Origin of the sequence: Acetomicrobium hydrogeniformans ATCC BAA-1850, from assembly GCF_000160455.2 — a bacterium.
In the GTDB taxonomy this organism is placed as follows: Bacteria; Synergistota; Synergistia; order Synergistales; family Acetomicrobiaceae; genus Acetomicrobium; species Acetomicrobium thermoterrenum.
Genome location: NZ_ACJX03000001.1, coordinates 1,650,569 through 1,675,724 on the forward strand (window position 1 = coordinate 1,650,569; position 25,156 = coordinate 1,675,724).

Sequence of the window (25,156 nt, forward strand, 5' to 3'; positions counted from 1 at the left end):
GGCAAGAGGTGATCTGTCACGATAGAGCTTTACGATGTTTCAGCATATGACTACGAGTTACCGCAGGAACTCATCGCCCAAACTCCCGTGAAACCGAGGGATCACTCAAAGCTTATGGTCTTAAATAGGCGCGAAAGATGCCTGGAGCATGCCTGTTTTTATGAGATAATTAAATATTTAAAAAGAGGGGATGTCTTGGTATTCAACGATACCAAGGTCATCCCCGCCAGGTTTTTGGGCCAAAAGCCTAGCGGAGCAAAGGTGGAGGTATTGCTCGTAAAACCCAAGGATTCCGCATGGGAGCATTGGGAAGCGATGGTGCGTCCTGGTAAGCGGTTGAAATCGGGCGACGAAGTGGTAATTGACGATGAGGCTTCTATATTGGTGCTTGACAGGGTTTCTGGGGGCATGCGTTTGGTCAGGATTAAAGGAAAGGATACCCCCTACAATATAATCGAAAAAAAGGGGAAAGTCCCCCTGCCCCCATATATAAGGGGCAACGGCAGAGCCTCCAAACATTATCAAACGGTGTACGCTCGTGTCGACGGTTCTGTTGCTGCGCCCACGGCAGGTTTTCACTTTACCGAAGAGCTGTTGGATAAACTTCGTTCCTGCGGGATTGAATTAGCCTATGTAACGTTACACGTCGGTCCGGGAACCTTTCGTCCCGTAAAGGTAGACGACGTTAGAAAACATGAGATGCATTGCGAGGATTACAACATTTCGTCCGATACAGCAGAAAGGATAAACAAAGCAAAAAAGGAAGGCAGGAGAATTATAGCCGTAGGGACTACGGTGGTCAGGTGTTTAGAGTCATCGAGCGATGAGGAGGGTTTCGTCCTTTTCGGTAAAGGGAGTACCGATCTTTTTATATTCCCAGGCTATAAGTTCAAGGTTGTCGATGGCATGGTCACAAACTTTCATCTTCCCAAAAGCACTTTATTGATGCTGGTATCTGCCTTTGCTGGATATGATTTTGTAATGGAAGCCTACAAAGTGGCTATAGAAAGAAGATATCGTTTTTATTCCTTTGGTGATGCTATGTTAATAATTTAATCTTTGGAGGGGATCTCTATGTGGAGTTGGGCAGTATTCGTACCCCATCCTCCTATAATAATACCCGAAGTTGGCAGGGGAGAAGAGAAGGCCGCTGCAAAGACATTGGAAGGAATGCAGAGGATCTGCAGCGAGCTGGAAGACGAAAGGCCGGAATCGTTGGTAGTGCTTACGCCACACCATGTCATGGGTAAGGGGTTAAGTATCATCTGTGGGGAAAGCATTGCCGGTGATATGGGGATGTTTCGCGCCAAGGAATGCAAATTGCAGGCTGAAGGCGACTTCGAACTTGCCACAGAATTAGCGGGACATGTCAAAAAAGAAGGTTTGCCCGTAACGATGTCGACGGGAAAGAGGGTCGAGATGGACCACGCTTCCTTTGTCCCCCTTTATTATTTGAGTAAAGCTTGGAAGTCGCTGCCAAAGCTTGTTTTGGCAAATCCCTTGGGGTTGAGTTATGAGCAAAGTTACTTTCTGGGAAGGGTGTTAAGGCGTTTAGAACTAAAGGGTAAAAAGGCGGGCATTGTCTTTAGCGGTGACTTGTCCCACAGGCTCATTCCCGGGGCGCCTGCAGGTTATCATCCGCGAGCGAAGGAGTTCGATGCATTGGTGGTAAAAGCGTTCGAAACCTCCAGTGCCGATGAACTTCTATCGCTATCGGAAGATCAGATAGAATCGGCGGGAGAGTGTGGGTTGCGATCAGCTTTGGCCTTTTTGGGCATTGTTGAAGGAGAGCCCCTTCGCCTGTTTTCCTATGAAGGGCCCTTTGGGGTTGGATATTGCACTGCCATTTGGAAGCCTGCCAAAGGAAGGGGTGATATTAATTGAAAAGTGGCAATTCGCATCCCTACGTGGAACTGGCACGGCGCGCAGTTAAATATTATTTCCAGACAAAAAAGATATTAAATCCTGGCGAGGCCGTGACTATATGTCCCAACCCGGAAATGTGGAACAAAAGGCGTGGATGCTTCGTTTCAATTAAAAATTTAGACGGAAGCTTGAGGGGATGTATAGGGACCATTCGTCCTGTGAGAGATGATTTATCTTCAGAGATCGTTTACAATGCCCTTGTAGCTGCCTTTGAAGATCCAAGATTTATGCCACTAAGGGAAGAGGAACTTGAAAAGGTCAAATTTTCGGTGGATGTCTTAAGCGAGTTGGATATAGTCGATTCGACAGAAAAATTGGACCCCAAGATATATGGCGTGGTGGTGGAGAAGGGCTTCAGGAAGGGGGTTTTGCTTCCCAATCTCGATGGCGTGAACACCGTCGCCGAGCAGTTAGAAATAGCCGCCAGGAAGGCTGGTATACTTTCTTTAGATGGTTGTGTCATATATAAATTTACCGTGGATAGATACGAGGAAGTGATAGAAGATAAATGAAGGCTCTCTATTGGCATTGGGAAGACGGAAATGTAAGATGCGAGCTTTGCCCCCATGCTTGTCTCGTTCCCGAGAGAAAAAAGGGGCTTTGTCTTGTTCGCGAAAACGTCCCCGGGGAGGGATTAATAGCAAGCACATACGGGCTTTTTTCTAGCATTGCCCTTGATCCCATGGAGAAAAAGCCTCTTTATCATTTTCTGCCTGGAAGGGACGTCCTATCCCTGGGTTCTGTCGGTTGCAATATGAGGTGTCCCTTTTGCCAAAACTGGCATATATCCACCTGGAGTCCCCAAATTAAACTGTCTAGGATTGATCCCCCGGAGTTGCTATCCCTGGTTAAGAAATATAGCGTAACGGCTGTAGCCTTCACCTATAATGAGCCTTTGATTTCCTACGAGTATCTTTTGGAAGTGATACCCCTTTTAAAAAAGGAAAACGTGAAAGTCGTCTTAGTGACAAATGGTCTCATAAACCCCCTTCCTTTGAAAGAAATAGCGCACCGCATAGATGCGGCCAATGTAGATTTAAAAACTTTCAATGAGGAAACATATAAAAAATTGGGCGGCGATCTTGAGACTGTATTGAAGACGCTTCAAATTTTAAAGAGCTTCAATGTCCATGTAGAGATAACCCATCTTATGGTTACGGGCATAAACGATGATCTCGGTGAATTCGAGGCCCTCTGTTCCTGGATTGCAGGAGAATTGGGAGATAGATTGCCCCTTCATATTTCCAGATATTTTCCTTCGCATAAATGGACGAAACCCCCTACCGACATTTCATTGTTAGAAAGGGCGCTAGAAATTGCCAAGAGATATTTAGAATTCGCCTATTTAGGAAACGTATCAAAATTTTCTCATACCTTCTGCCCCAGCTGCGGGAAGTTGGTCATTAAGAGAAGAGGCTATAAACTTCAGCTTTTATCGGTAACTAGCGACGGAAGATGTTCTGCCTGCGGTTTCGATTTGGGTATTGTACTTTTGTAAATTTATGGCATACTTTAAATAGCGAATTCAAAACTTTAGACTTCAGGGAGGGGCATGCATGGATACGATTCACCTTAATGGTCATTCTTTGACGTTAGAAGACGTCGTCAAGGTTGCCCGATGTGGCTGCAAGGTAAACTTGGATCCCGCTGCAAAGGCCTTTGTCAAGCGGGGTGCTGCAATTGTTGGAAAGTGGGTTCAGGAAGAAAGAGTCGTATATGGGATAACAACAGGCTTCGGAGATCTTGCTTCAGTTACCATTCCCTCAGAACAAAGCGAAATTTTGCAGGAGAATCTGCTCAAGAGCCATGCATCGGGAGTTGGGGAACCTCTCCCGGAAGACGTAGTAAGGGCTATTATGTTGCTTCGAATCAACACGTTGATACGGGGTTTTTCGGGAATTAGCCTTGAGACGCTTTCTCTTTTGGTTGACCTTTTGAACAAAGGAATTCATCCCCTTATACCCTCCCAAGGTTCGGTGGGAGCTAGCGGAGATCTGTGTCCGCTGTCTCATCTGGCCATCGCCCTTTTGGGATTGGGCGATGTTTTTTATAAGGGCGAAAGAATGCAGGCAACATTGGCTTTGGAAAAAGCAGGGTTGAAGCCCATAAAATTAAAGCCCAAAGAGGGGCTTGCTTTAAATAACGGCACCGCAGCGACGACAGGCATTGCTTCGTTGGTCATCTATGATGCTTTAAATTTAGCAAAAGCAGCCGATATAGCGGGAGCGATGTCACTGGAGGCCCTGCACGGAGTTCCCTATGCCTTTGACTCCAGAACTCACGAACTTAGACCTCACTTCGGACAGAGGACGGTTGCTTCGAACGTTAGACGATTGATAGAGGGGAGCGAAATAATCGAAGCATTCAAGGCCGCAAGAGTTCAAGATGCCTATTCGCTTAGATGCATCCCGCAAGTTCACGGAGCAAGCAGGGATGCGCTGGACTTCGTTCGTCAAAAAATAGACATAGAAATCAACTCCGTCACCGATAATCCCTTGATCTTTCCCGCCGACGGCGAAGCTTTAAGCGGGGGCAACTTCCACGCCCAACCCATAGCTTTGGCCATGGACTTTTTGGGAATAGCCGTGGCGGAATTTGCAAACATCTCGGAAAGGCGTGTCGCAAGGCTGGTCGACAGCAAACTTTCCGGCCTGCCGGCCTTTTTGATGAAAAATAGCGGAGTCAACAGCGGCTTCATGATACCTCAGTACGTCTGCGCCGCACTGGTTTCCGAGAATAAAGTGCTTGCCCATCCATCTTCTGTGGATTCTATACCCACCTCTGCGAATCAGGAAGATCACGTCTCCATGGGAGCCTATGCCGCCAGAAAGGCTCAAACCATATTGTCCAATGCCCAGAAGGTAATCGCCATAGAGATGTTGGCTGCAGCACAGGCCTTGGAGTTCAGCGCTCCCCTTAAACCCGGCAAAGGGGTTTACAGGGCATTTCAAGCCATCAGAGAGAGGACTCCCTTTTTGGACGAAGATATCCTTATGGCCCCTTTGATCGAAGAGGTGTTGAGCCTCGTCAAAAGCGGCGAAATAGTTAGAGAGGTTGAAGAAGAAGTAGGAGAACTCGATTGACCGAAGCTAAATTGTAAATTGCCGGTTGACTGTTGAGCATAAATCATTTGGAACTGGATAACGGATAAAGTACTGGAGGTGTAAATTGTGGTCAAATTAATCGAATGTGTCCCAAATTACAGCGAAGGCAGACGAGAAGATGTCATAGAAGCTATAGTAAAACCCTTCAAAGAAACCAAAGGTTGCTATCTATTGGACTATAGGGCAGATAAAGATCACAATCGCTTGGTGGTAAGCCTCGTCGGAGAACCCGATGCACTGGGAAAGGCGCTGGTAGAGTCGGCAGAGGTTGCCATAAAGAATATAGATCTTAACAAACATGAAGGTGCTCATCCGAGGATAGGTGCCGTCGACGTCATTCCCTTTGTCCCCTTAAGAAACATCACTATGGAGGAATGCGTGGAATTCTCGAGAAAGTTTGCAGAAGATTTTCATCGCAGAACTTCCGTGCCTGTATATTTCTACGAAGAATCGGCTTTGAGGCCGGAAAGGCGCAATTTGGAAGTCATAAGGAAGGGCCAATTTGAAGTGTTGAAAGAAGAAATCTCCAAGCCGGAGAGATATCCCGATATCGGTTCGCCCGAGATACACCCCACAGCAGGGGCTACCGTTATTGGGGCCAGAAAGTTTTTAGTCGCCTTCAACGTTAATTTGCATACAAATGATGTCAATATAGCCAAAGCAATCGCCAGGGCCATAAGGTCCTCAAGCGGCGGCTTTTCGGCCGTAAAGGCCATTGGATTGGAGCTTAAGGAGAAGAACATGGCTCAGGTGAGCATGAACATCGTGGATTACGAAAAGAACGCCCTATATCGCGTCTTGGAGCTGATAAAATGCGAGGCGAAACGTTGGGGGGTTTCGGTAGCGGAGACCGAAGTCTACGGCATGGTTCCTGCTGAGGCATTGCTTCAAAGCACTTCTTACTACATGCAGATCTCCCATTTCGACCCCAACCAGGTAATTGAGCTAAGGCTTCTTGATCTTTTGGGCAGGGATTGAAGATGACCTTAAAGCTTTTCAGAAACGCCAGAATATACACCCCCTTGGATAAGGGAAGGCCCTTGAGGGGGAGCGAAATGAATCAAATTTATTCTGAGGAAAAGGGAGCAATCCTCATAAGGGATGGCTATATCGAATCAATTGGTCAAGAATTAGAAGTACTAAAATATGTCACGGAAGATGCCTTGGAGATCGACCTAGGCGGTCGATGCGTTATTCCCGGCTTCGTAGATCCCCATACTCATGCATGTTTTGTCGGAACTAGGGAGAGGGAATTTATACTGCGTCTCCAAGGAGCTTCCTATCTTGAAATCCTCAAAATGGGCGGAGGAATTCTTTCCACCGTCGATAAAGTCAGGTCGGCAAGTTACGACGAGCTTTATACAAGCACTGAAGAAGTAGTAAATAGAGCTTTGAAGAATGGCACCACTTCCATGGAAATAAAAAGCGGGTACGGTCTTTCCTTAGACCACGAAGTCAAAATGTTGGAAGTCATAGATGCGTTAAAGGGCAAACCTGTCGATATAATCGCAACTTTTATGGGTGCCCATGCGGTGCCGCGGGAGTATAAAGAAAACCCGAAAGCCTATGTCGATCTCGTAGTGGAGGAAATGATACCTCACATTGCCGCTAAGGGATTGGCCAAATATTGTGACGTATTTTGCGAAGAAAGTGTCTTTTCCGTTGACGATGCCAGGAGGATTTTATTGGCGGCAAGGAAATGCGGTCTGGGCTTAAAAATTCACGCTGACGAAGTGTATGATTTAGGCGGAGCAAAATTAGCTGCCGAGCTTAAGGTTGATTCTGCTGAACACCTGCTTGCGGCAAGCGAGGAAGGCTTAAAAGCAATGGCTGAAAGCGGTGTGCTCGCTGTATTGTTGCCGGCGACGGCCTTCAGTCTCAGAAAATCTTATGCCCCCGCAAGGAAAATGATAGAAATGGGAGTCCCTGTTGCATTGGCAACGGATTGCAATCCCGGTTCCTGCTATTGCGAATCCATGGAGATGGTATTTAGACTTGCTATATTGGGCATGGGCTTGTCGATGGAAGAGTCGCTTGTGGCTTCGACGCTTAACGCTGCCTACGCCATAGGCATGGCAACTCATGTAGGCAGTTTGGAAAGGGGAAAAAAGGCCGATTTTGTTGTTTTAGAGGGAGAAACACCAGGTATCATGGCCTACCATTTGGGATGGCGAAACATAAAAGAGGTATACAAAATGGGTCAAAGATTTTCATCGGAGGTGTAGAAGGTGTCAATGAAGGAAATGTCTCTGAGATCTTTTTTAGTGGAACTTGCTTCGGATTCTCCGGCGCCTGGAGGGGGGAGCGTAGCCGCTTTTGGCGGTGCCATGGGAGCTTCTTTGGTGTCCATGGTGGCCAGGCTTACTGTTGGCAAAGAAAAGTACAAAGAACATTGGGCAATAATGGAAGAACTGATGAACGATTGTGATAAAATGCGGGACGAGTTTTTGGATCTAATGGACAAAGATTCAAATGCATTTAACGATTTTATGAAAGCCATGCGCCTTCCCAAAAACACTGAGGAAGAAAAAAGGGAAAGGACTTTTGCTATGCAGGAGGCTCTTAAAAAAGCAGCCTTGGTCCCAATGGAAACGCTAAGGAAATGTCTTTATCTTGCAAAAAAGGCGGAAATAGCCGTCGAAAGGGGCAATGTCAATGCCGTAACTGATGCAGGGACTGCGTTGCTTCTTGCTTCAAGCTCCGCAAAAGCCGCCTCCTATAACGTATTAATTAACTTGAAAAGCATTAAAGACGAGGGCTTCGCCAATCAATTAAAATCCGAGGTTGAATCCTTGTTAAAGGCTATTGACGATACCGTTCTAAGGGGATTAAAGAGCTTGGAAGAGAATTTGTAACCATGTGAATATCAAACCGAAATGGAGGAGGCTGTTTGTTAGGGATTAGCAACGCTTACTTTAATGCCTCCTCTAAAATTTAGCTGGAATACACGTAATGACAAATGGAAAATGCAGGGCGAAGTGACAAAGTATTAATATTGTCTTTCGCCCTGCAATTTCTTGGGGAGCACCTTTGTCAGGTTTCTTAGTGAGCGGGGTAAACCAGGCATAAGATAATATATAAATGTAATAGTATAATAAAAAAGATCTGTGGTAATTTTTAAAAAGGGGGAGATTGGGGGATGGAGCAAAAATGGTTTCCCGATGCTAAGGTGCTGGAGGTTGATCTCTCAAAAGGGACGATTAAATCGCAAGTTTTGCCGGGCGAGATCTATAGGCTATATCCGGGTGGTTCTGCTTTAGGAACCTATCTGTTGCTTAGAACAATGAAAAGCAAGGTAGATCCCTTATCCGAAGATAATGTCATCACCTTTTCTGTGTCGCCTCTGGTTGGTTTGCCGATAAGCGGTGCAAACAGGCTTTCCATTAACACCAAAAGCCCCTTGACGGGAGGAATAGCGGATAGTCAATCTGGTGGTTTCTTTGCTGCCCATTTAAAAAGCAACGGCTGGGACTCAATAGTTGTGAAGGGGTGTTCGCCAAAGCCGGTTTATCTTTATGTTGATGGAGATCACGTTGAGTTGAAAGATGCCACTTCATTATGGGGGAAGGTTACGGCTGAGGTTGAGCGGGCAATCAAAGATGAACTTCGCGATAATCACGTTGAAATAGCCCAAATTGGGCCTGCGGGTGAGAAAAAGGTGCGGTTTGCCTGTGTTATAAACATGGCCAATAGGGCTAATGGCAGAAACGGAACAGGTGCTGTAATGGGCTCGAAGAATTTAAAAGCCATTGTGGTTAAGCGCAAGGCTTCTCAAAGGCCCTTCGATGGCGATGGTTTTAAGTCGTTGGTAAAAAGGGTCACCGATGCCTTGCAAGACAGCGAAGCTCATCGATCGCTACATAAATACGGCACAGCCGGTGTACTTGCTAGTTTTAACAATGCGGGATACCTTCCATCAAAGAATTGGACAAGTGGATACCTTCACGATGGTTTCAATATATCAGGGCAGGCTATGACAAAAACCATACTGAAAAGAGAGGACACATGCTTTGGGTGTGTGGTCAAATGCAAAAGAGTAGTGGAAGTCCCGGGCAAGATTGACAGCATATACGGAGGCCCCGAGTATGAGTCATGTGCTGCTTTGGGATCGTACTGTGGCGTTACTGATCTCGAGGCAGTAGCATACGCTAACCAGTTATGCAATATGTATGGTATGGATACAATAAGCTGTGGCGCAACAATAGCCTTTGCCATGGAATGCTTTGAAAGTGGAATCATAGATACCGTTGACACAGATGGCATAGAATTGAACTTCGGAAATGGCAGTGCGCTAGTGAAAATGGTAGAAAAAATAGCTAAGAAAGAAGGATTTGGCGGCATACTTGCCGAAGGAAGCGCGAGAGCCGCAAAGGTAATAGGCAGAGGATCGGAAAAGCTTTTGGTAACGGTGAAGGGACAGGAATTTCCGGCCCATATGCCTCAATGGAAAGCTGCCCTAGGATTGGTTTACGCGATTAATTCTTATAGCGCAGATCACCAATCGAGCGAACACGATCATATTCTAGCCGCTGATCCCACATCTAGTGAGCGAAATAGGTTAGCCAAGATTGGCGTTTGGAAGGGGTCTAAAGAATTTAGATCTCTTGACGAGGAAAAAGTAAGATTTGCTTTCAATACTTTGCCTGAAAAGGTTTTTATCCCCCTCTCAGGCGGACCCAGCGATGGAGTGCATTTAGACAGGGAGGAATTTAAAAGTGCGCTCGAAATGTTTTACAAAGTAGCTCAATGGGATCCAAGCAATGGCAATCCTATGGAGGGTGCACTAAGGCGTTTGTCTTTAGGTTGGCTTCTCAGTTAAGTAAATGATCTTCGCCTTGGCCATGGTGGTAAGAGCCTCCTTATTTTAATTGGTTTGGTTGGTTCTTACCACCATTGTATTTTCAAAGCTAAATTCCACACTAAAGATTATAGAGCCCAATTTCTGTTGACAACAGCCTTTAGGTTTGATAAAGTTTACTGCAGCGAGAGAAGGGAATGCGATGTGTGTCTAGCCGTTTTCGATGCGTGTTATACATACATCAAGAAGGTTTTGTTGGGTGGTTAGTTCAGAGGGAGAACGCTTCCTTGACGCGGAAGAGGTCGCAGGTTCGAGTCCTGCACCACCCACCAAAGGTTTTCGCAAGGAGTCTGGTCGAGGTACTGGACTCCTTTTTTTATAGCCCTTAATATAGTTATGACGAATATATCGAATAAGCAAAGGTGGAAAAGAGGTTTGGTTCTGTCTTGATCAAGGGTATCGGGGTAGATGTATGCGATATAGGTAGAATAAAGGAAAGCATAAAGTCGGGCCATTTTTTAAAAAGGGCTTTTACCGACGTTGAGATAGAGTATGCCCTCTCGAAGGCTCGCCCAGAACAGCATTTGGCTGGCTGTTTCGCCGCCAAAGAAGCTCTTTCTAAGGCTCTTACCGTGGGCTTATGGGATTTGGGGCTGAAAAATGCTTGGGTAGTTCGCGGAAATGAAGGTGAGCCCAAGTTCGGCTTTAGCGCATCTTTATCGGAAAAGCTATGTAGAAGCGGGATAGATAAGGTGTGGTTGACAATTAGTCATGAGAAAGAAATGGCAGCGGCTTTTGTTATTTTGGAGGCATTAATATGATTCCTCTTTATACAGCAGAAATGGCTAAAAAAATAGATAAGACACTCATGGAAGATTTTTCACTTCCGGGTACAGTTTTAATGGAAAATGCAGGAAGGTCCGTGGCATCGCATGTTTCGGAATTGATGAAAGATAAAAATGGGAAAGTTTTAATATGTGCGGGTCCGGGCAATAATGGAGGAGACGGCTTCGTTGCGGGAAGACATCTCCTAAACTATGGTTACGAAGTTAAATTGATCACTTCTTTGCCAATGTTTGAGCTTTATAAAGGAGATGCACTGATAAACGCCAATGCCTTTGTAAAGATGGGAGGTAATATCTGCTTTTCCAATGAGTTATCGGATCTGAAACTGGAAAAAATGATAAAGGATGCGGACCTGTGTATCGATGCCTTATTAGGTGTGGGCTTTAAGGGAGCTCCCCAAGGGGAAATTGCAAGATTAATCGAGGCTATTAATAAGGCCTCTTTAGTTGTCTCAATAGATGTTCCAAGTGGGGTAGATTCTTCGTCGGGGCGAGTTCCCGGAGTTGCGGTTAAGGCAGACGTTACCGTAACGATGCATCTGCATAAAATAGGCCTTTATGTGGCCCCTGGCTGCATCTATGCAGGAAAGGTCCTGTTGGCGGATATTGGCGTACCTCCCATGTTGGGAGCTTTGACCTTTAACGCTAACTGTTTTTTGTGGAACGAAGAATCGTCTATTGATGCACTGCCTTGTAGGCTCCCAGACATGCATAAGGGCGACAGGGGAAGTGTCGCAGTTCTAGGAGGGTCCGATCTTTATCGAGGTGCTCCCCTGCTAACATCCCTGGGGGCATTGAGAGCGGGAGCCGGTGTAGTGTATATGATTTTACCCGAGAAGGTTTATGAACAAACAGGTCAATTCTTGCCAGAAGCCATTGGCGTTCCAGTGAGATCGGACGAGTATTTTTTGACGACCAAGGCGCTTGACGCAATCAGTGCGATAGAAGACAAGATAGATGTATTGATCGTCGGGCCTGGGATGGGCAGAAGGAAAGAAACTGTAGATTTAGCTGTGAAACTTTGGCAGGAATATCCTAAAAACATGATTTACGACGCCGACGGACTATATGCCCTTTCTCTCAATTCTGCTGCTTTAGACAGAAGGGATAATGTAATCTTAACCCCACACGAAGGCGAAGCAGGCAGATTGTTGGGTTGCAATGCTTCGCGGGTGCATGAAAATCGGCTTGAAGCGACAGAAAGGCTCAGTCTTAAATACGGGCCCGTTGTATTGAAGGGTTTTCACAGCATCATCGGCGATGGTTTGCGTTATCTTGTTTGCAACGCCGGAAGCCCGGCCCTTTCGGTGCCGGGTTCGGGGGACGTATTGAGCGGAGTCATTGGAGCTTTATACGCCTCCGGGCTTGATCCTGTCGATAGCGCCGGTCTGGCGGTGTGGTTGCACGCTAAAGCGGGAGAAAACCTAAGTTGCCTTGAAGGTGTTGACGGATCTTTGGCGCGGGAAATTGCCGATCAGGTAAGATTCGTAATGGGGGATATTCGATATGCCAAGGAGAAAAATAGATTGGGAAGAAGAGTTGGAAAAGACGGAAAGGATACGCCGGCGTGGTTTTAGAATCACGGCCCTCTCCCTTGCCTTTATAGCCATGTTTTTTATGGGCAATAAATTTCAAAACTATCGACTTGCACCACCCTTTTATGTAGTTATGGTCTTATTGGGTCTTTTGGGTATTATATTAATATATGGTCGAAGAAAGTGAATGGCGGTGAAATATTTTTTGAGGGATCATTTATATTCTTATATTATCAGATCGCCAAAAATGATGTTAGATTTGGGAAGCGTTATTGCCTCTCTGGTATTTCCGGGTTTGGTGATTTACCTGGATGGGAAACTGGGCACGGGCAAGACCACGCTTGTCAGAGGCATCGCTTGGGCATTAGGTTGGCACGAGGTTAGAAGTCCCTCTTTTACTCTTGTCAATGAATATCCCACTGACCCGCCAATGGCACACATTGACCTTTATCGTTTGGAAAGAAGCGAATTTGAGGATATCGCCGTCGAGGAATACATCGACAACGGCTTTTTTGTTGCCATTGAGTGGGGAAAGCCTGATTATTTCCCCTATATAAATCATTGGTGGCATATAATAATTTTATACGATGATGACTTAATCAAAAGAGAAGAAAGAAAAGTTAAAATAACTGCATTTGGAGATAAAGCTGAAGAAAGATTAAAACACTTAGATAGGGTGGTCTCGTCATGGGCTCTTTAAAATCCAACGATTGTCTAGTACTGGGGGTAGATTGCTCTACGAAATATACCGCCATTGGATGCGTTAGGTGCGAGAGGGTAATTGGAGAAATTTCCCTCGACCTGGGCAGATACCAATCCTCCCTTCTTCCGGGTTTGGTAGACGAATTGTTAGGTTTTTGGGGTTTCAAACTGACGAACGTCGATGCCTTGGCCGTAACAATCGGCCCGGGTTATTTTACCGGCCTTCGCGTCGGGCTGTCTTATGTCACAACCTTAGCCTACGCGTTGGAAGTGCCCGTAATTCCGCTTTCTTCGTTAAAGGTTCTGGCCGGCGATTTTATTGAAGCTAAAAATGTGATCACAGTGCCCGTAATTTGGGCGAGGGGGACTCAATATTACTCTTGCATTTTTGAAAGTGACGGAGAGGATTTAAAAGAAATAGCTGCCCCTGATGTCTTGGACGAGCGGGATATCATTGCAAAGGCAAAAGATATGTCTTTAGAGAAAGGGAAAACGGTATTTGTGATTGGCGATGACGTAGCACGTTTTCAAGAAAAACCTTCAGGAATTCATTTCCTGGCAGACGGCGTAAGAGGCGGCAATGTAGCCAAGCTCGGTTTTAAGATGAGAAGCTGCGCCAGATCACCAATGCAGATTGAAGCTTTGTATTTAAGAAGACCGTACTAAGTCAAGATTTACTTTATATAGGATACGGGCTGTTATAGCATAATACATGTGATTAAAATCACATTAGTGTATTATAGGCAATTTGTCAGAATTTTTGTAATAGTAAGATCATGTCTATATTTGCGTGATAATTCTTTTATAGTCATAATTAAATTTGGAATTATAAAATCACAATAAGACTCATTCCACGGAGGGTGGTGTCTCCCTTGGCAAAATTTGTTGTGGACGTAAATGAAAATTGGTGCAAGGGTTGCGGGCTATGCGTGGCAATATGCCCTAAGAAGGTGTTGGAATTTAACGAGAGAGTGAAATCGGAGCCGGTAAGGATTGACGATTGTATTGGATGTCATCAGTGCGAAAATATCTGTCCTGATTTCGCTATTACGGTTAAGGAGGCGAAACCAGATGCCTAAAGTTGAATTTTGGCAGGGCAATACGGCTGTTGCAATGGGGGCAATAGCTGCAGGATGTCGGTTTTTCGGCGGATATCCGATTACTCCTTCTTCGGAAATCGCCGAGATAATGGCTGCCGAATTGCCCAAGGTTGGCGGAAAGTTCATTCAGATGGAAGACGAGATTGCAAGCATTGCTTCTGTTATCGGAGCATCTATTGCCGGGCTTAAAGCTATGACTGCCACATCGGGCCCGGGATTTTCCCTGAAACAGGAAAACATTGGCTTCGCCTACATGACCGAAGTCCCTGTCGTCGTCATTAATGTTATGAGAGGAGGCCCATCAACGGGGTTGCCGACGAAGGTCTCGCAACAGGATGTCATGCAAGCTCGTTGGGGAACCCATGGGGATCACGAGACAATTGCATTGGCTCCGGCATCCGTACAAGAGTGTTACGAATTGACCATTGAGGCCTTTAATTTATCAGAACGGTTTAGACAGCCCGTAATTTTGTTGAGCGACGAAGTTGTGGGCCATATGAGGGAAAAGATAGTGATTCCCGAAAAAGGGTCTTACCATATAGTAGATCGCAAAAGACCCAAAGAAGATCCCGAAAAATTTGTTCCCTATAAGCCAGATCCGGAAGACGACATCCCTCCCATGGCATCCTTTGGGGATGGTTACCGATGGCATGTGACGGGCTTGACGCACAATCAATGGGGTTTCCCAACCAACGACCCCGATATATCTGAGGAGAAGGTTCTGCGGTTGATGCGTAAGGTGAGGCGTTTCAAAGGCGAAATAGTTAAATATGATACATATGAAGTTGAAGATGCTGAAATATTAGTAGTTGCTTACGGCTCTGTTTCCCGAACGGCCTTGAGCGCTGTGCGGGAGGCAAGGAGCAAGGGAATGAGAGTCGGCTTTTTCAGACCAATAACTCTTTGGCCTTTTCCCGATGACGAACTTCGCGGGCTGCTGGGCGGCGTAAAATCCGTGTTAGTGCCCGAGCTTAACTGTGGCCAGATGATTCTCGAAGTGGAAAGGGCTGTGGGGGGTAAGGCCAGGGTCTTCGGAAAGGGCTTGGTCAACGGAGAGCTTTTCAGGCCCTCCGAGATATTTGATTTTATCAAGGAGGTAGCGTAATAATGCCTAGCCAGGAAGTTTTAAATTGGTTGCGCACGCGCTTTTTCCCTCACATATGGTGTCCGGGCTGCGGCCACGGGATAATAATGCATGCCTTATTGAGAGCCCTTGTCGACTTGGGGAAAAAGAAAGAAGAAACCGTAATTGCTTCGGGCATTGGTTGTTCGAGCAGAATGCCGGGGTACATAGATGCCTGTACTTTGCATACCACGCACGGCAGGTCTTTGGCATTTGCTACGGGTGTCAAGTTAGCCAATCCCGAGCTTACGGTTATCGACGTAATGGGCGATGGAGATTGCACTGCTATAGGCGGAAATCATTTTATACATGCCTGTAGGCGCAATATAGATATAACCGCCATCGTAATGAACAACAATATTTACGGGATGACCGGGGGGCAGGCTTCTCCGACGACGCCGGCCGGTGCATACGCGACTACCGCTCCCTATGGAGTCTTGGACGTTCCCTTCGATATTTGTAAACTTGCTGCAGGAGCGGGAGCTTCTTACGTGGCAAGAGCCACGGTTGCGCACCCGCTGCTGATCGAGAAGTATGTGAAAAACGCCGTTTCAAAAAAAGGTTTTGCGGTGGTGGAAGTAGTGACTCATTGTCATACGCAATTTGGCAGGAAAAATAAGAGACCAAGACCGATAGATAACATCAATTTCTTCAAGGACAATAGCGTGATGAACAATAAAGCCTCCAATATGACACCTGAAGAGCTGCAGGGCAAGATCGTTATTGGGGAATTTGTGAATATTGAGTTGCCTGAATACATAGAACAGTACATGAATTTGATAGAAAAAGTGGGAGGTAATCGCGGATGAGCGATCAGCGGTATGAAATTCGCATAGCCGGTTCAGGTGGGCAGGGCGTTATTTTGGCAGCCGTGATCGTCGGGGAAGCTCTTGCTTTGTACGAAGAAGGTTTGAACGTGGTGCAAACGCAAGCTTACGGTCCTGAGGCAAGGGGTGGAGCATCCAAGGCCGAGGTCATTGTTTCGCGGGAAAAAATAGATTATCCTAAGGCTACAAATCCCAATTTACAGGTCATATTGACCCAAAAGGCCTGTGACGAGTACGTTCACGATGCCTCTCCAAACAGCGTTGTCATAGTTGACGACTTCTTTGTGACTGAGCCTCCTAAGATAAATGCCAACGTTTATTCCCTTCCTATCGTCAGAACAGCCAGAGAGGAGATCGGAAGAGAAATAGTTACCAACATGGTTGCCTTGGGTACCCTTGCAAGAATTTTGGAGAGTTGGGACTTGGCCAAACCGGAGTCAATTCGTAAAGCTATATTGGATCGCGTTCCAAAGGGAACGGAAGAGCTTAACTCAAAAGCTTTTGAACTGGGATACAAGCTCATGAAAGAAAAGTTGTAATTTAGAAAGGTATTGTTAATTTCTGGGATGAAACAAAACCTTGGCGACGAAATAATTCTCAATATCGAAAGCGTTGACAGTAAAGCTCGAGGAATTGCAAGGGTCGACGGTTACGTAGTTTTCGTTCCAGGAGCCTTAATTGGTGAAACTGTCACCGTTAATATCGTCGAGCGGAAAAAACATTACTCTGTAGCTAAGATTAAGTCCCTGCTAAAGGCAAGCCCTTATCGAGTCCAACCTAGATGCGAAGTTTACGAGGCGTGCGGCGGTTGCAATATGCAGCACGCCTCGTATGATCATCAGGTGAAAGTAAAGAGCTCGCTGATAGAGGATGCAATTATCAGAATTGGCAAATGGAAAGAGGCAGATATTGCTCCTGTGATTCCGAGCTTTTTAGTGTGGGGATACCGAAACAAGGCAATAATACAGGCGCGATACCAAAAGGGTAAACGAAAGCTGGGATATTTCGCTCGAGGAACACATGATGTGGTGAACCTAAAAGCATGCCCAATTCTAGACCCTTTAATAAACCTCGTTTACGCTAACTTGCGGAATGCCGTGCTTCAAAGTGATCTCTCCTTTTACGACGAAGAAAGAGGGGAAGGCTTGATACGCAATTTTGTCTTAAGATCTTCCTTTTCCATGAAAAAGATCCTGCTTGCCTGGATTATCAGTCGTGAGCCCGACGACAGGGAGTATAAAATGATCAGTGATATTTCAAACGGCCTATATAAAGATGTATCACCTTTTCTTGGCGGAGTTCAAATAAACATCAACCCATCTAAGGGAAATTTTATCTGGGGCAGCAAAACGCAGTCGTTGTTTGGTGAAGATGTCTTGGTGGAGAGGTTTGAAAATATTAAGCTGAGATTCGGTGTGTCCGATTTCTTTCAGGTCAATGTGTTGCAAGCCTTTAGGATGTTCGAAATTGTTGCGGAATTAGCAAAGGATAGCAAGCATGTACTTGAGCTTTACAGCGGAGTTGGAAGTATGACGGCCTTTCTGGCGTCGTTTTGCAATGACGTTGTTGCAGTAGAGGAATGGAGACCTGCTTACGAATCTTTGGTGTCTAATATGACAAACAATGGCATTAATAACGTTACTGCAATTTGTGGAAAGGCCGAAGACGTGGTCAAGACAAAAGTTAGCGGACACTTCGATATTGTGGTTGTGGATCCGCCCAGAACGGGTTGCCATAAGGACGTGTTGAATTTTATCGGTAGGGTGATAAGTCCGAAAAGAGTTATATATGTTTCCTGTAATCCTGCTACGCTTGCCAGGGACAGCAAAATATTGAACGAATATGGCTACAATATGGAAAATGCAATGCCATTGGATATGTTTCCTCAAACAAGTCACGTGGAAAGCGTCGTTCTGTTGGAAAAATAACACACCTTAATCGAGTTAGATCTTTTTTTACAGCAGCAACAAAGCAGTTTTAGGGGGGTGAAGCGATGGGTGCTTTAGGCTACTTTAGCTATAAGAACATCTATGTTGAAGACAACAAAAGGATATTGGAAGTGAATGTACTTCCTGAAACCCGACCAAGTTAGCGTTACAACGATCAACGATGAAAAATTCAAGAAAAAACTGGGCGTGACCGACGAAACGCTCGAAAGAATTTCTAAAGAATTGTTAAAATTATAGTAACAGAACAGTATAATATAAATTCAATATTATATCGATTTAAGGCAGGCTCCTTTAAGGATGTTTTATATCTTGTTGTTGATTTTAATCCTTGCAAAAACCACGAGCCCCCAATATAATTTAAAAGGCAATGCGGACATAGCTCAGCTGGTAGAGCATCGGCTTCCCAAGCCGAGGGTCGCGGGTTCGAATCCCGTTGTCCGCTCCAAGTTTAGTTCCCGACTGGCTTCGTGCTGTGTCGGGAATTTTTTTGTGCCTATTTAGGAGCGTCGGCCTGGATTTTATAAGGCAGTGCTTTAAATGACTCCTAGAAATTCGCATCTTTCCGAAATGTAAGGTTTTCCCTCCCCTCGCTTTGTTTGGTATAGTATATTCCAGTTAGTTTATATTCTATTTCTCAACGATATTCAAGCTCAACGATATTCAAGTCCGGCGTTTATCTTTCATGGGCGGCTTGCGTCTCCGGCAGTTGTGGCCAGTAAACATGAAAAGCTGTTGTCCAGACGCCTTAGAAGGCCTCAAAAGAAGAAAAGACGAAGGGAAGCATCGTCTCGATCGAAGACGACGTCTTAAAACGGCTTCTGAAGCTATCAGGCAAAAGTATGTTCAAAGGCCTTACGACCTGCGACATGCCTTTGCCCTCTCTTACATGCGAAACAGCGGAGATACGCTTTTTGGCAGCGTATTATGGGCCATACCGATCTTGCAATGACCAAACGTTATGTTGCCTACACGCTAGGCGACATAAAAGAACAACATGACCATGCCTCGCCTGTCAACAAGCTTGTGTCGGTGGGGAAGAGAGTGAAGCTGAGAATAAGGCAGGCTTGAGCACAGAAACGGCGCAACGAACAGCCCTGGCGAGATAAAAACCTCACATCATAATCGTCTAAGTCGTCTCACCTAAATATTGCATGCTCATATATAATAGTGATACATGATATCTTTATTCAGCCTTAACGGAGCAGTTTGAGTGTCAGACGGGCCAGGGTCATGGAAGGAAGAAGGAAAGCAATGCCGCTGCCAGGTACATCGGTTGGTGGAAGTGAAGTCATAGACGGTGAAAACGACAACATAACACAACAAGTAAAGGTCTGACCCTGCCTATTCTGCTACTTACTCCGTGTAATTTTTCAAATCGAGCGTGAAAGCATAAGCTTCAACTTCGCACCTTACTAACTGCTTATGGTGGAATTCCTTTTGCCCTTGGATTCATACCTTTGTCGTTTACTTTTAGTCAATGCAACCATCACAACTAAATAAGCGACGCTCAAATTCAAGTGTGTCCAAATTAATGTCGATAAAGTAACCATCATAACCGAGTAATTTGAGAAACAGTTGGTCTATAAGTCGAATGACTCGAAAATACTCACGTGTTTTGTCAGTGTTATTGGTCGATTGGAACTCAGCTTTATGTACAAGAGCATTGCGGGTATCTTTTACCTTTGGTAATTCGCCCTCAGGAATATTCAGCTTTAAGTCGCACCGCAATCGTTTCAATAAATTCAAAAAAGAACGTCGATTTAGCTCCGATATTTTCGCTAGCATCTCATCAAGTTCGTTCTTTTTGATACCTTGAAATAGCCTTTGTATGTCCTCTTTAAGGTAGCTACGAAGCCTTTTTTCCTTCTTTTTGAAGTCACTTCTGATTTTGTCTAAGTTACGTTGAGAGGCGTAACGCCCGATTAGGAAGTCAAGGAGCGATACAGCTCTTAGGGCTCTTGTTTCAAGATATGCCGTTTCTCGTTTAGCATCGAGATACAGCTCAATAGCAGTGTTAAGATTGTAGCTATCGCGTAGTTTAAGATATATTGGATAGACTTTTTCGACAAAAAGATTTGTGTCTTGGGGATTATTTGGGTCTATTAATGCAAGATGTGAAAATGGCCAAGTGACAGCATTTTTAACTATAATTCTACAGGCTTGCTCATCTTCTGTATATTCTTCAGCGCTTATCCAGTTTACTTTGGTGCCCCGAGCTAATGATAATAGGCGACATAGTTCATTTATCTTGTTAATAACCTCATTCAGTTCTAAAGCCTCTGATGGTTTTGCAATGAGTTCACATGTAACCGAAATGCTTTTTTGCGCCCTGACTTTGAGGATCACATTGTCGTAATCAGGTATGGGATTTAGTATAGCTATTCCCCAGGGAGTATTAAGCTCAAGGGGATATCTTTTTACTTGCTTGCCATCTTGAATAACTATTTTTGGTAGACGATTCCCTTTGAACTCGAAATTAACCACGCTAAACTTATAATGTTGCCCTACTGTATGCTGATTTTCGTTGCATAGTTCTATTTCCTGAGCCACAAACATCATTGTAGTTAGCACCATTGAAGAAGTGCTATTAAAGTTATCACTTGGACTTAAAACAACAAGTTTCCCTCTGGTTTTGAAGTTAAGGCCATCGCTTGTTATGCCATAAATATATTCAACGTCTTCTTGATAAGGAGTATCAAAAAGAGCCTGCTCTATATTTATATCGAATCTACACTTGATAAGGATTAGTCCTGTTTCTATTTGTTGGATACATGCGCTGCAGGGAAGCTCGTTACCATTAGTCAGTCTGAGTTTTCCATTACCATGATATTTTCTTACAATCTTGCCATATTCATTAATATTCATATTTACACCTTTTCTGCGTTTTCTGGAATTTCCGAAACTGCGGATGCGCCTCCAAACACCGTTGATGCAGAAAGAACTGCGACCAAAAGCAACAGGAGCCAGACGCCTCCTGACATTAGCCTGTAAAAACGTTTCATAAAGTATCTACCTCCTGCACTTGCGATTTATGGAGATAAATTTGATTGACCCTCCAGGATCGAGCATGACATTGCCCCCTTAAATCTAATTATGTATGTGAATTATTGTAACGCATATGGAATTAAATGCACGTTGGTAGGGTGGTGCCTAGAGATCCTACAAAAACTTGACGCGGTCCACCTAGAGCAAAAATTTGACTATTATTAAAATTTTGTTATAATATTGTCAAGTGATCAAGGACTGGAGGCTGCGTAGCGGACTCCAGTCCTTGATCTTTAACCTTTCGGCAGTAAAATCAACCCGTAACCTTCTATTTGACCAGTTTTGCTGTCCTTACGAAATTTAGTTTTTATGATTTTCCAGTCCTCGTGTGCCTTTTTCCTAATTGCCCACCGGCCAATAGGAGTTACGACAAGGTCAGCTATCTGAAGCCCAGCTTCATTGTCTTTCTTATCCACCAGTTTTAGTTCCCTATCAATACGAGAAAAGATTTGTCTCTTGGGCAGATAATAGGTGCCCTTTCTGCGAGGACAAAGACCGGATATGCAGGGTCCACGTTGCGTAAATTGGTATCCCCAGATTCATCCAAAAACAAAATTTTCATATAACAGCATCCTTCCAGCGAAGACAAGATCGACGACATGAAAAGATGAACCTGTCCTGTCCCTTCCTTCGCCCGAATAGATGAAAAAGGCGCTTGAAGAGCTCACAGAACACCTGTTTTGTCGCTGTCATGGTAGAAGATTAACTTTTTTAAGTTTATCAAAGAGCCCATCAAACCATAAAGGCGTATTTTAGTACGCTTTTATGGTGCGTTGTCTCAAATGACAGATTCTTGCAGCTTAACAAGACCTAGGTTCCAAAGGGCATCTTTTAGGTTTTGACCTTGTCCGTTCCAAAAACCTTGACCAAACGACCCATAGCTTCCGAGCTCTTCTGGTATGGCTTTAAGTATATCGTTAGGCTAAGTTCGCCCAGATAGGCAGAACGTGCCATCCTATAAGCTTTTTCTAGGTTAGATTGACAGCAATGACTAGACAAACGATAGTCTGCAACCTTGTGCTTTGATGTGCGTTGCATTGCTGATTTGCCGTTGCTTTCTGCCTGTTGTCCATCCTCACCTCACCCTCTTATTTTTCCCTATCAATCTTTTTACCGGTGATGCCTTTTCCTGCGCCTCGCGGATGTCGGCTTCGACCAGCGCTATGTAGTGCTTCGTTGTCTCTAAGTTTGAGTGTCCCATGATGGCCTGCAGTGCAAAGGGGTTCATGCCGTTTCTAAGGAAATACAGCGCCGCGTCGTGGCGCAGGTCGTAGGGAGAAAGGCGCTTAAGTCCGAGCTTGGGTGCGTAGTTTTTCTGCAATCTCTGCCTCCAGCCGGAAACAGTTAACCTGTTTCCCTCGTAGTGGGCAAAAATTAGCTTCGTGTCCCACTCCCTCGGCCTTCCTGAAGAGGGTAAACGCCTCGAGTGCCTACTCCAATGAGGCAAATTTCTCCTGGAATAAAACCACGTGGCCTGTTTTGTTCACAACTTCGCCTTGCGGTGTCAGGAAAAGCGCAAATTTAGGAGCTTCGGCCTCGGTCAATATTTTGCTAAAATTGAGCTGAATTTGTCAGTATTTATGTGGATATAACTCAGCTGGATAGAGCGACGGCCTCCTAAGCCGTAGGTCGCCGGTTCGAATCCCGTTGTCCGCTCCATTGTTTATTTAGGTTTATTAAAATTTAAAAAGCACCCTTCGCGAAAGAATTTTGGCGAGGGTGCTTTTGGTTATGTTTAGTATCAGAATAATTTGTGCCTAACGTATATTCAAATACTTATCCGGGACTTGCACGTTCGTTAATCCCAAAAATCCCTTTCCAAATACGTAAGTGTCTTGATAGAGAAGGACATGGCGTCTATTTTCAATGCCTGTATTTATATCAATATAATAACTGCCATTCCACCTGGCTCCAGGTGTATATTTTTTAAAAGCCGCCGTCAAACTTTCCAGGTCTAACTGAGCTTCGCCATCTATGACGCGTCTGGCAAGTTCTACCAACCCGGCCGAATTCGTATATCCATAAGAGTATGCCCAAGTGCCCAAACGCCCAGAGGCCCCCTTTTGTATTATGGCTTCTTCGATCTTTTTTACTATGGCCTGAAAATCGCCCTTCTCGGCAGAGAGGTCAATTCCCAATGCTCCGGGGTATCCCATCAGAGGCGAAGGCAGATCGGCTTCTACGAAGTATCCGCCGTGAGCGACTATTTGCCTGAGCAAAGGTTCGGTGTGGGCGTCGTTGGTGCAGAAAAAGGCAGTATTGGGTCCGTATTTTTCAAGCCATGCCGGGACTTTTTCGAGTATGAACTGCTGTGCTCCCGCTACTCCCACATCGCTTACGGGATCCGGAGCCGTCTCGAAGTGGAATTTAAGGCCTATGTCGTTACATGCTGCTTCCATTATGTTGCGCCTTCTCGATAGCAGTTCGTAGCTCATATGGCGAGGGAAGGATATGTGGACGAAATCGGTAGCTCCTATCTTCTTGGCGGCAAGAGGAATTAGGTAACCTCTGTAGATGTTATTGACATTTTTGACATACTCCCACGAATAAATTTGTGGGATTCTGGTTCATCGAAGGATGCCCGCCGAAGCAGGTTTTACTCCTTCTCCCCCAAGGGTTGATGCCCCAACCCTGAGAATGTTTATGGCCGCATTGACATCCCGATCATGCACTGCACCGCATATAGGACAGGCCCAACTTCTTACATCGAGAGGCAATTCTTCCAGCACATACCCACACTTCGAACATGTCTTGCTGGAAGGATAAAACCGCGGAATTTCTATTGCCATTGTCCCAACCTTAGTACACTGGTGCTTTAAGATGTTTACAAACTGGCCGTGTCCGAGATCGGATATCTTTCTTCCCCATATCTTCTGCATCGCCTTAATATTTAAGTCTTCAATGCAGATTATGGCATATTCTTCAGCCAGTTCTTTAGCCAACTTGAAGTGATAGTCCATGCGACGGTTTGCTATCTTCTTGTAGGCCTTTGCAAGAATTATTAATGCTCTTTTGCGATTGTTAGATCCTTTCTTTTTGCGGGAAAGGATTCTGTGCAGTTTCCGTATTTCTTTTATACTTTGTTTGAAGAATAAGGGAGATTCGATAATTTTTCCATCTGACGTTGTGAGAAACTGTTTCAGGCCGAAGTCCAACCCGACGCTTTTACCCGATCTTGGTTCGACAGCGGTCTCTTCAGTTTCACACGTCAGATGAATGTATATATCTCCCAGAAAGTCGCGTTTAACTGTCAAGGTCTTAATTTTTCCTTCAATATTGCGGGACTTGGAGTATTTGTATACGTGGCCTATAATTATAATCTTATTCCCTTCAAGCAGTTTGTATCCGGTCTGCTTCAAAGTGAAAGATTTGTACTTCTTGATCTTCTTGAAGGAAGGCGGCGCTGTTTTGATACCGCGCTTTTGGTTTTTGAAAAAAAGCTTGTAGTTCCTTTCAATCCGCTGGGCAATATCCTGGATCGCCTGGGAACCTAACTGATTCCAGAAAACAAACATTCGGCGTTTCTTTAATTTCGTCATATGTTGCATCAGTTTGTTGACGTTCAAATGTTTTCCGTACAGGCGGTAGTATCTCTTATGCAGGGCTATAAGGTGGTTATATATACGCCCAGCAACGTCTATCAATCTATGAAGTTTTTTGTTCTTCTTTGAGCGGTAGAGCTTGAAACGGTAGGTTTTCATTTGTTCTTCTGCTTCTCGATATACTTGCGGATAGTTTCTTCGGATATATGGCCAACCGATTCACAGTAGTACGATCTGGTCCACATAGACGGTAGCCTACTTTTCAGCGATGGGAACTCTTGTCTCAATATACGAGAAGTATAACCTTTCAACTGCTGTACGATAAAATGGGGGCTATTGGTAGGCGTTGTTTTCACGAACAGATGCACATGATCTGGCATGATCTCCATTTGGACAATCTCTAGTTCAATCTCATGAGCCTTTTCTAGCAGCAGTTCTTCTAGCCGTTTTGCCACATCATCCACCAGTACTTTACGGCGGTATTTAGGACACCAGATAAGATGATAGCTAATATTGTATACGGTTGTTGTTGATCGTTTCCATCTTTTCCCGTTCATAATTGAATTATAATATAGTTATTAGATATTTGCAATACATCTAATAAAAATAATATCGCCTTTCATCCCACTTTTAAAAAAGGGGGCTTTCCCGGCGGTTGAT

The 25,156-nt window shown here is 44.9% G+C and carries 26 protein-coding genes, 3 tRNA genes and 1 pseudogene; 23 read left to right on the top strand and 7 right to left on the bottom strand.

Annotated elements, in window-relative coordinates:
* The first annotated feature begins 21 nt into the window (after window positions 1-21).
* From queA to HMPREF1705_RS11155, 22 genes are all read left to right on the top strand, one after another.
* Entirely contained in the window at window positions 22-1,056 is a 1,035-nt protein-coding gene (gene queA, locus HMPREF1705_RS08220) for a tRNA preQ1(34) S-adenosylmethionine ribosyltransferase-isomerase QueA (RefSeq protein WP_057940901.1), read from the top strand.
* 18 nt (window positions 1,057-1,074) lie between these two features.
* Window positions 1,075-1,884 (top strand): class III extradiol dioxygenase subunit B-like domain-containing protein, encoded by an 810-nt coding sequence (locus HMPREF1705_RS08225; protein WP_057940902.1) that lies wholly within the window; start codon window positions 1,075-1,077, stop codon window positions 1,882-1,884.
* Window positions 1,881-2,438 (top strand): AmmeMemoRadiSam system protein A, encoded by a 558-nt coding sequence (amrA, locus tag HMPREF1705_RS08230; protein ID WP_057940903.1) that lies wholly within the window; start codon window positions 1,881-1,883, stop codon window positions 2,436-2,438. The genes HMPREF1705_RS08225 and amrA overlap by 4 nt, the downstream gene beginning before the upstream one ends.
* Window positions 2,435-3,424, top strand: a complete 990-nt coding sequence (amrS, locus tag HMPREF1705_RS08235) for an AmmeMemoRadiSam system radical SAM enzyme (RefSeq protein ID WP_057940904.1) — start codon at window positions 2,435-2,437, stop codon at window positions 3,422-3,424. Before amrA ends, amrS begins: the two co-directional genes overlap by 4 nt.
* A 58-nt stretch (window positions 3,425-3,482) precedes the next feature.
* Window positions 3,483-5,009, top strand: coding sequence for a histidine ammonia-lyase (gene hutH / locus HMPREF1705_RS08240; RefSeq protein WP_057940905.1), 1,527 nt, complete (start codon window positions 3,483-3,485; stop codon window positions 5,007-5,009).
* Window positions 5,010-5,096: 87 nt separating this feature from the next.
* Window positions 5,097-6,008 carry a glutamate formimidoyltransferase gene (gene ftcD, locus HMPREF1705_RS08245; RefSeq protein WP_057940906.1) on the top strand — a complete coding sequence of 304 codons (912 nt, stop codon included), beginning with the start codon at window positions 5,097-5,099 and terminating at the stop codon, window positions 6,006-6,008.
* 2 nt (window positions 6,009-6,010) lie between these two features.
* On the top strand, window positions 6,011-7,255 hold the full coding sequence (gene hutI, locus HMPREF1705_RS08250) for an imidazolonepropionase (protein ID WP_057940907.1): 1,245 nt from the start codon (window positions 6,011-6,013) through the stop codon (window positions 7,253-7,255).
* A 9-nt stretch (window positions 7,256-7,264) separates the two neighbouring features.
* Window positions 7,265-7,885, top strand: coding sequence for a cyclodeaminase/cyclohydrolase family protein (locus HMPREF1705_RS08255; protein ID WP_083489988.1), 621 nt, complete (start codon window positions 7,265-7,267; stop codon window positions 7,883-7,885).
* A gap of 284 nt (window positions 7,886-8,169) precedes the next feature.
* Complete coding sequence (locus HMPREF1705_RS08260) at window positions 8,170-9,849, top strand: aldehyde ferredoxin oxidoreductase family protein (RefSeq protein WP_057940909.1); 1,680 nt, start codon at window positions 8,170-8,172, stop codon at window positions 9,847-9,849.
* A gap of 236 nt (window positions 9,850-10,085) precedes the next feature.
* Window positions 10,086-10,160 (top strand) — tRNA-Val (locus HMPREF1705_RS08265).
* 114 nt (window positions 10,161-10,274) lie between these two features.
* Window positions 10,275-10,649 (top strand): holo-ACP synthase, encoded by a 375-nt coding sequence (gene acpS / locus HMPREF1705_RS08270; protein WP_057940910.1) that lies wholly within the window; start codon window positions 10,275-10,277, stop codon window positions 10,647-10,649.
* The gene (locus HMPREF1705_RS08275; protein WP_057940911.1) at window positions 10,646-12,250 is read left to right on the top strand and encodes a bifunctional ADP-dependent NAD(P)H-hydrate dehydratase/NAD(P)H-hydrate epimerase; all 1,605 of its coding nucleotides are present in this window, start codon (window positions 10,646-10,648) and stop codon (window positions 12,248-12,250) included. Before acpS ends, HMPREF1705_RS08275 begins: the two co-directional genes overlap by 4 nt.
* 205 nt (window positions 12,251-12,455) lie before the next feature.
* Window positions 12,456-12,908 carry a tRNA (adenosine(37)-N6)-threonylcarbamoyltransferase complex ATPase subunit type 1 TsaE gene (gene tsaE, locus HMPREF1705_RS08280; protein ID WP_242603572.1) on the top strand — a complete coding sequence of 151 codons (453 nt, stop codon included), beginning with the start codon at window positions 12,456-12,458 and terminating at the stop codon, window positions 12,906-12,908.
* On the top strand, window positions 12,896-13,576 hold the full coding sequence (gene tsaB / locus HMPREF1705_RS08285; protein WP_057940913.1) for a tRNA (adenosine(37)-N6)-threonylcarbamoyltransferase complex dimerization subunit type 1 TsaB: 681 nt from the start codon (window positions 12,896-12,898) through the stop codon (window positions 13,574-13,576). The genes tsaE and tsaB overlap by 13 nt, the downstream gene beginning before the upstream one ends.
* A 206-nt stretch (window positions 13,577-13,782) precedes the next feature.
* Window positions 13,783-13,989 (top strand): 4Fe-4S dicluster domain-containing protein, encoded by a 207-nt coding sequence (locus HMPREF1705_RS08290; RefSeq protein ID WP_057940914.1) that lies wholly within the window; start codon window positions 13,783-13,785, stop codon window positions 13,987-13,989.
* A complete protein-coding gene (locus tag HMPREF1705_RS08295; protein WP_057940915.1) occupies window positions 13,982-15,115 on the top strand; it encodes a 2-oxoacid:acceptor oxidoreductase subunit alpha in 1,134 nt (377 codons plus the stop codon). The genes HMPREF1705_RS08290 and HMPREF1705_RS08295 overlap by 8 nt, the downstream gene beginning before the upstream one ends.
* A 2-nt stretch (window positions 15,116-15,117) precedes the next feature.
* Entirely contained in the window at window positions 15,118-15,942 is an 825-nt protein-coding gene (locus HMPREF1705_RS08300) for a 2-oxoacid:ferredoxin oxidoreductase subunit beta (RefSeq protein ID WP_057940916.1), read from the top strand.
* Window positions 15,939-16,499, top strand: a complete 561-nt coding sequence (locus tag HMPREF1705_RS08305) for a 2-oxoacid:acceptor oxidoreductase family protein (RefSeq protein ID WP_057940917.1) — start codon at window positions 15,939-15,941, stop codon at window positions 16,497-16,499. Before HMPREF1705_RS08300 ends, HMPREF1705_RS08305 begins: the two co-directional genes overlap by 4 nt.
* Before the next feature lie 27 nt (window positions 16,500-16,526).
* Entirely contained in the window at window positions 16,527-17,888 is a 1,362-nt protein-coding gene (gene rlmD, locus HMPREF1705_RS08310; RefSeq protein ID WP_057940918.1) for a 23S rRNA (uracil(1939)-C(5))-methyltransferase RlmD, read from the top strand.
* A gap of 390 nt (window positions 17,889-18,278) precedes the next feature.
* A tRNA-Gly gene (locus HMPREF1705_RS08315) sits at window positions 18,279-18,354 on the top strand.
* A gap of 237 nt (window positions 18,355-18,591) precedes the next feature.
* Entirely contained in the window at window positions 18,592-18,858 is a 267-nt protein-coding gene (locus tag HMPREF1705_RS10850; RefSeq protein WP_131725253.1) for a hypothetical protein, read from the top strand.
* Between the two features lie 257 nt (window positions 18,859-19,115).
* Window positions 19,116-19,244 (top strand): hypothetical protein, encoded by a 129-nt coding sequence (locus HMPREF1705_RS11155; RefSeq protein WP_262349453.1) that lies wholly within the window; start codon window positions 19,116-19,118, stop codon window positions 19,242-19,244.
* Between the two features lie 135 nt (window positions 19,245-19,379).
* Here the strand turns inward: HMPREF1705_RS11155 and HMPREF1705_RS08320 are convergent, their stop codons facing one another.
* The 4 genes from HMPREF1705_RS08320 to HMPREF1705_RS08330 all read right to left on the bottom strand — a co-directional run bounded on the left by HMPREF1705_RS08320 (window position 19,380) and on the right by HMPREF1705_RS08330 (window position 22,401).
* A complete protein-coding gene (locus tag HMPREF1705_RS08320; protein ID WP_009201243.1) occupies window positions 19,380-20,774 on the bottom strand; it encodes a hypothetical protein in 1,395 nt (464 codons plus the stop codon).
* Window positions 20,775-20,776: 2 nt separating this feature from the next.
* Window positions 20,777-20,911: a hypothetical protein gene (locus tag HMPREF1705_RS11160; RefSeq protein WP_009201242.1), complete on the bottom strand. Its 135-nt coding sequence runs from the start codon at window positions 20,909-20,911 to the stop codon at window positions 20,777-20,779.
* Between the two features lie 276 nt (window positions 20,912-21,187).
* On the bottom strand, window positions 21,188-21,370 hold the full coding sequence (locus tag HMPREF1705_RS08325) for a DUF1757 domain-containing protein (RefSeq protein WP_009201241.1): 183 nt from the start codon (window positions 21,368-21,370) through the stop codon (window positions 21,188-21,190).
* A gap of 659 nt (window positions 21,371-22,029) precedes the next feature.
* Entirely contained in the window at window positions 22,030-22,401 is a 372-nt protein-coding gene (locus HMPREF1705_RS08330; RefSeq protein ID WP_071804918.1) for a site-specific integrase, read from the bottom strand.
* Window positions 22,402-22,536: 135 nt separating this feature from the next.
* Here HMPREF1705_RS08330 and HMPREF1705_RS08335 point away from each other — a divergent pair.
* A tRNA-Arg gene (locus HMPREF1705_RS08335) sits at window positions 22,537-22,613 on the top strand.
* Between the two features lie 98 nt (window positions 22,614-22,711).
* On the opposite strand, the pseudogene HMPREF1705_RS08340 reads toward HMPREF1705_RS08335, so the two are convergent.
* The 3 genes and pseudogenes from HMPREF1705_RS08340 to tnpA form a co-directional block, all read right to left on the bottom strand.
* A pseudogene (locus tag HMPREF1705_RS08340) lies at window positions 22,712-23,482 on the bottom strand (DUF3798 domain-containing protein); the annotation flags it as partial.
* A gap of 39 nt (window positions 23,483-23,521) precedes the next feature.
* A complete protein-coding gene (locus HMPREF1705_RS08345) occupies window positions 23,522-24,655 on the bottom strand; it encodes an RNA-guided endonuclease InsQ/TnpB family protein (protein WP_057940919.1) in 1,134 nt (377 codons plus the stop codon).
* The gene (gene tnpA / locus HMPREF1705_RS08350) at window positions 24,652-25,053 is read right to left on the bottom strand and encodes an IS200/IS605 family transposase (RefSeq protein ID WP_057940920.1); all 402 of its coding nucleotides are present in this window, start codon (window positions 25,051-25,053) and stop codon (window positions 24,652-24,654) included. The genes HMPREF1705_RS08345 and tnpA overlap by 4 nt, the downstream gene beginning before the upstream one ends.
* Window positions 25,054-25,156 lie beyond the last annotated feature (103 nt).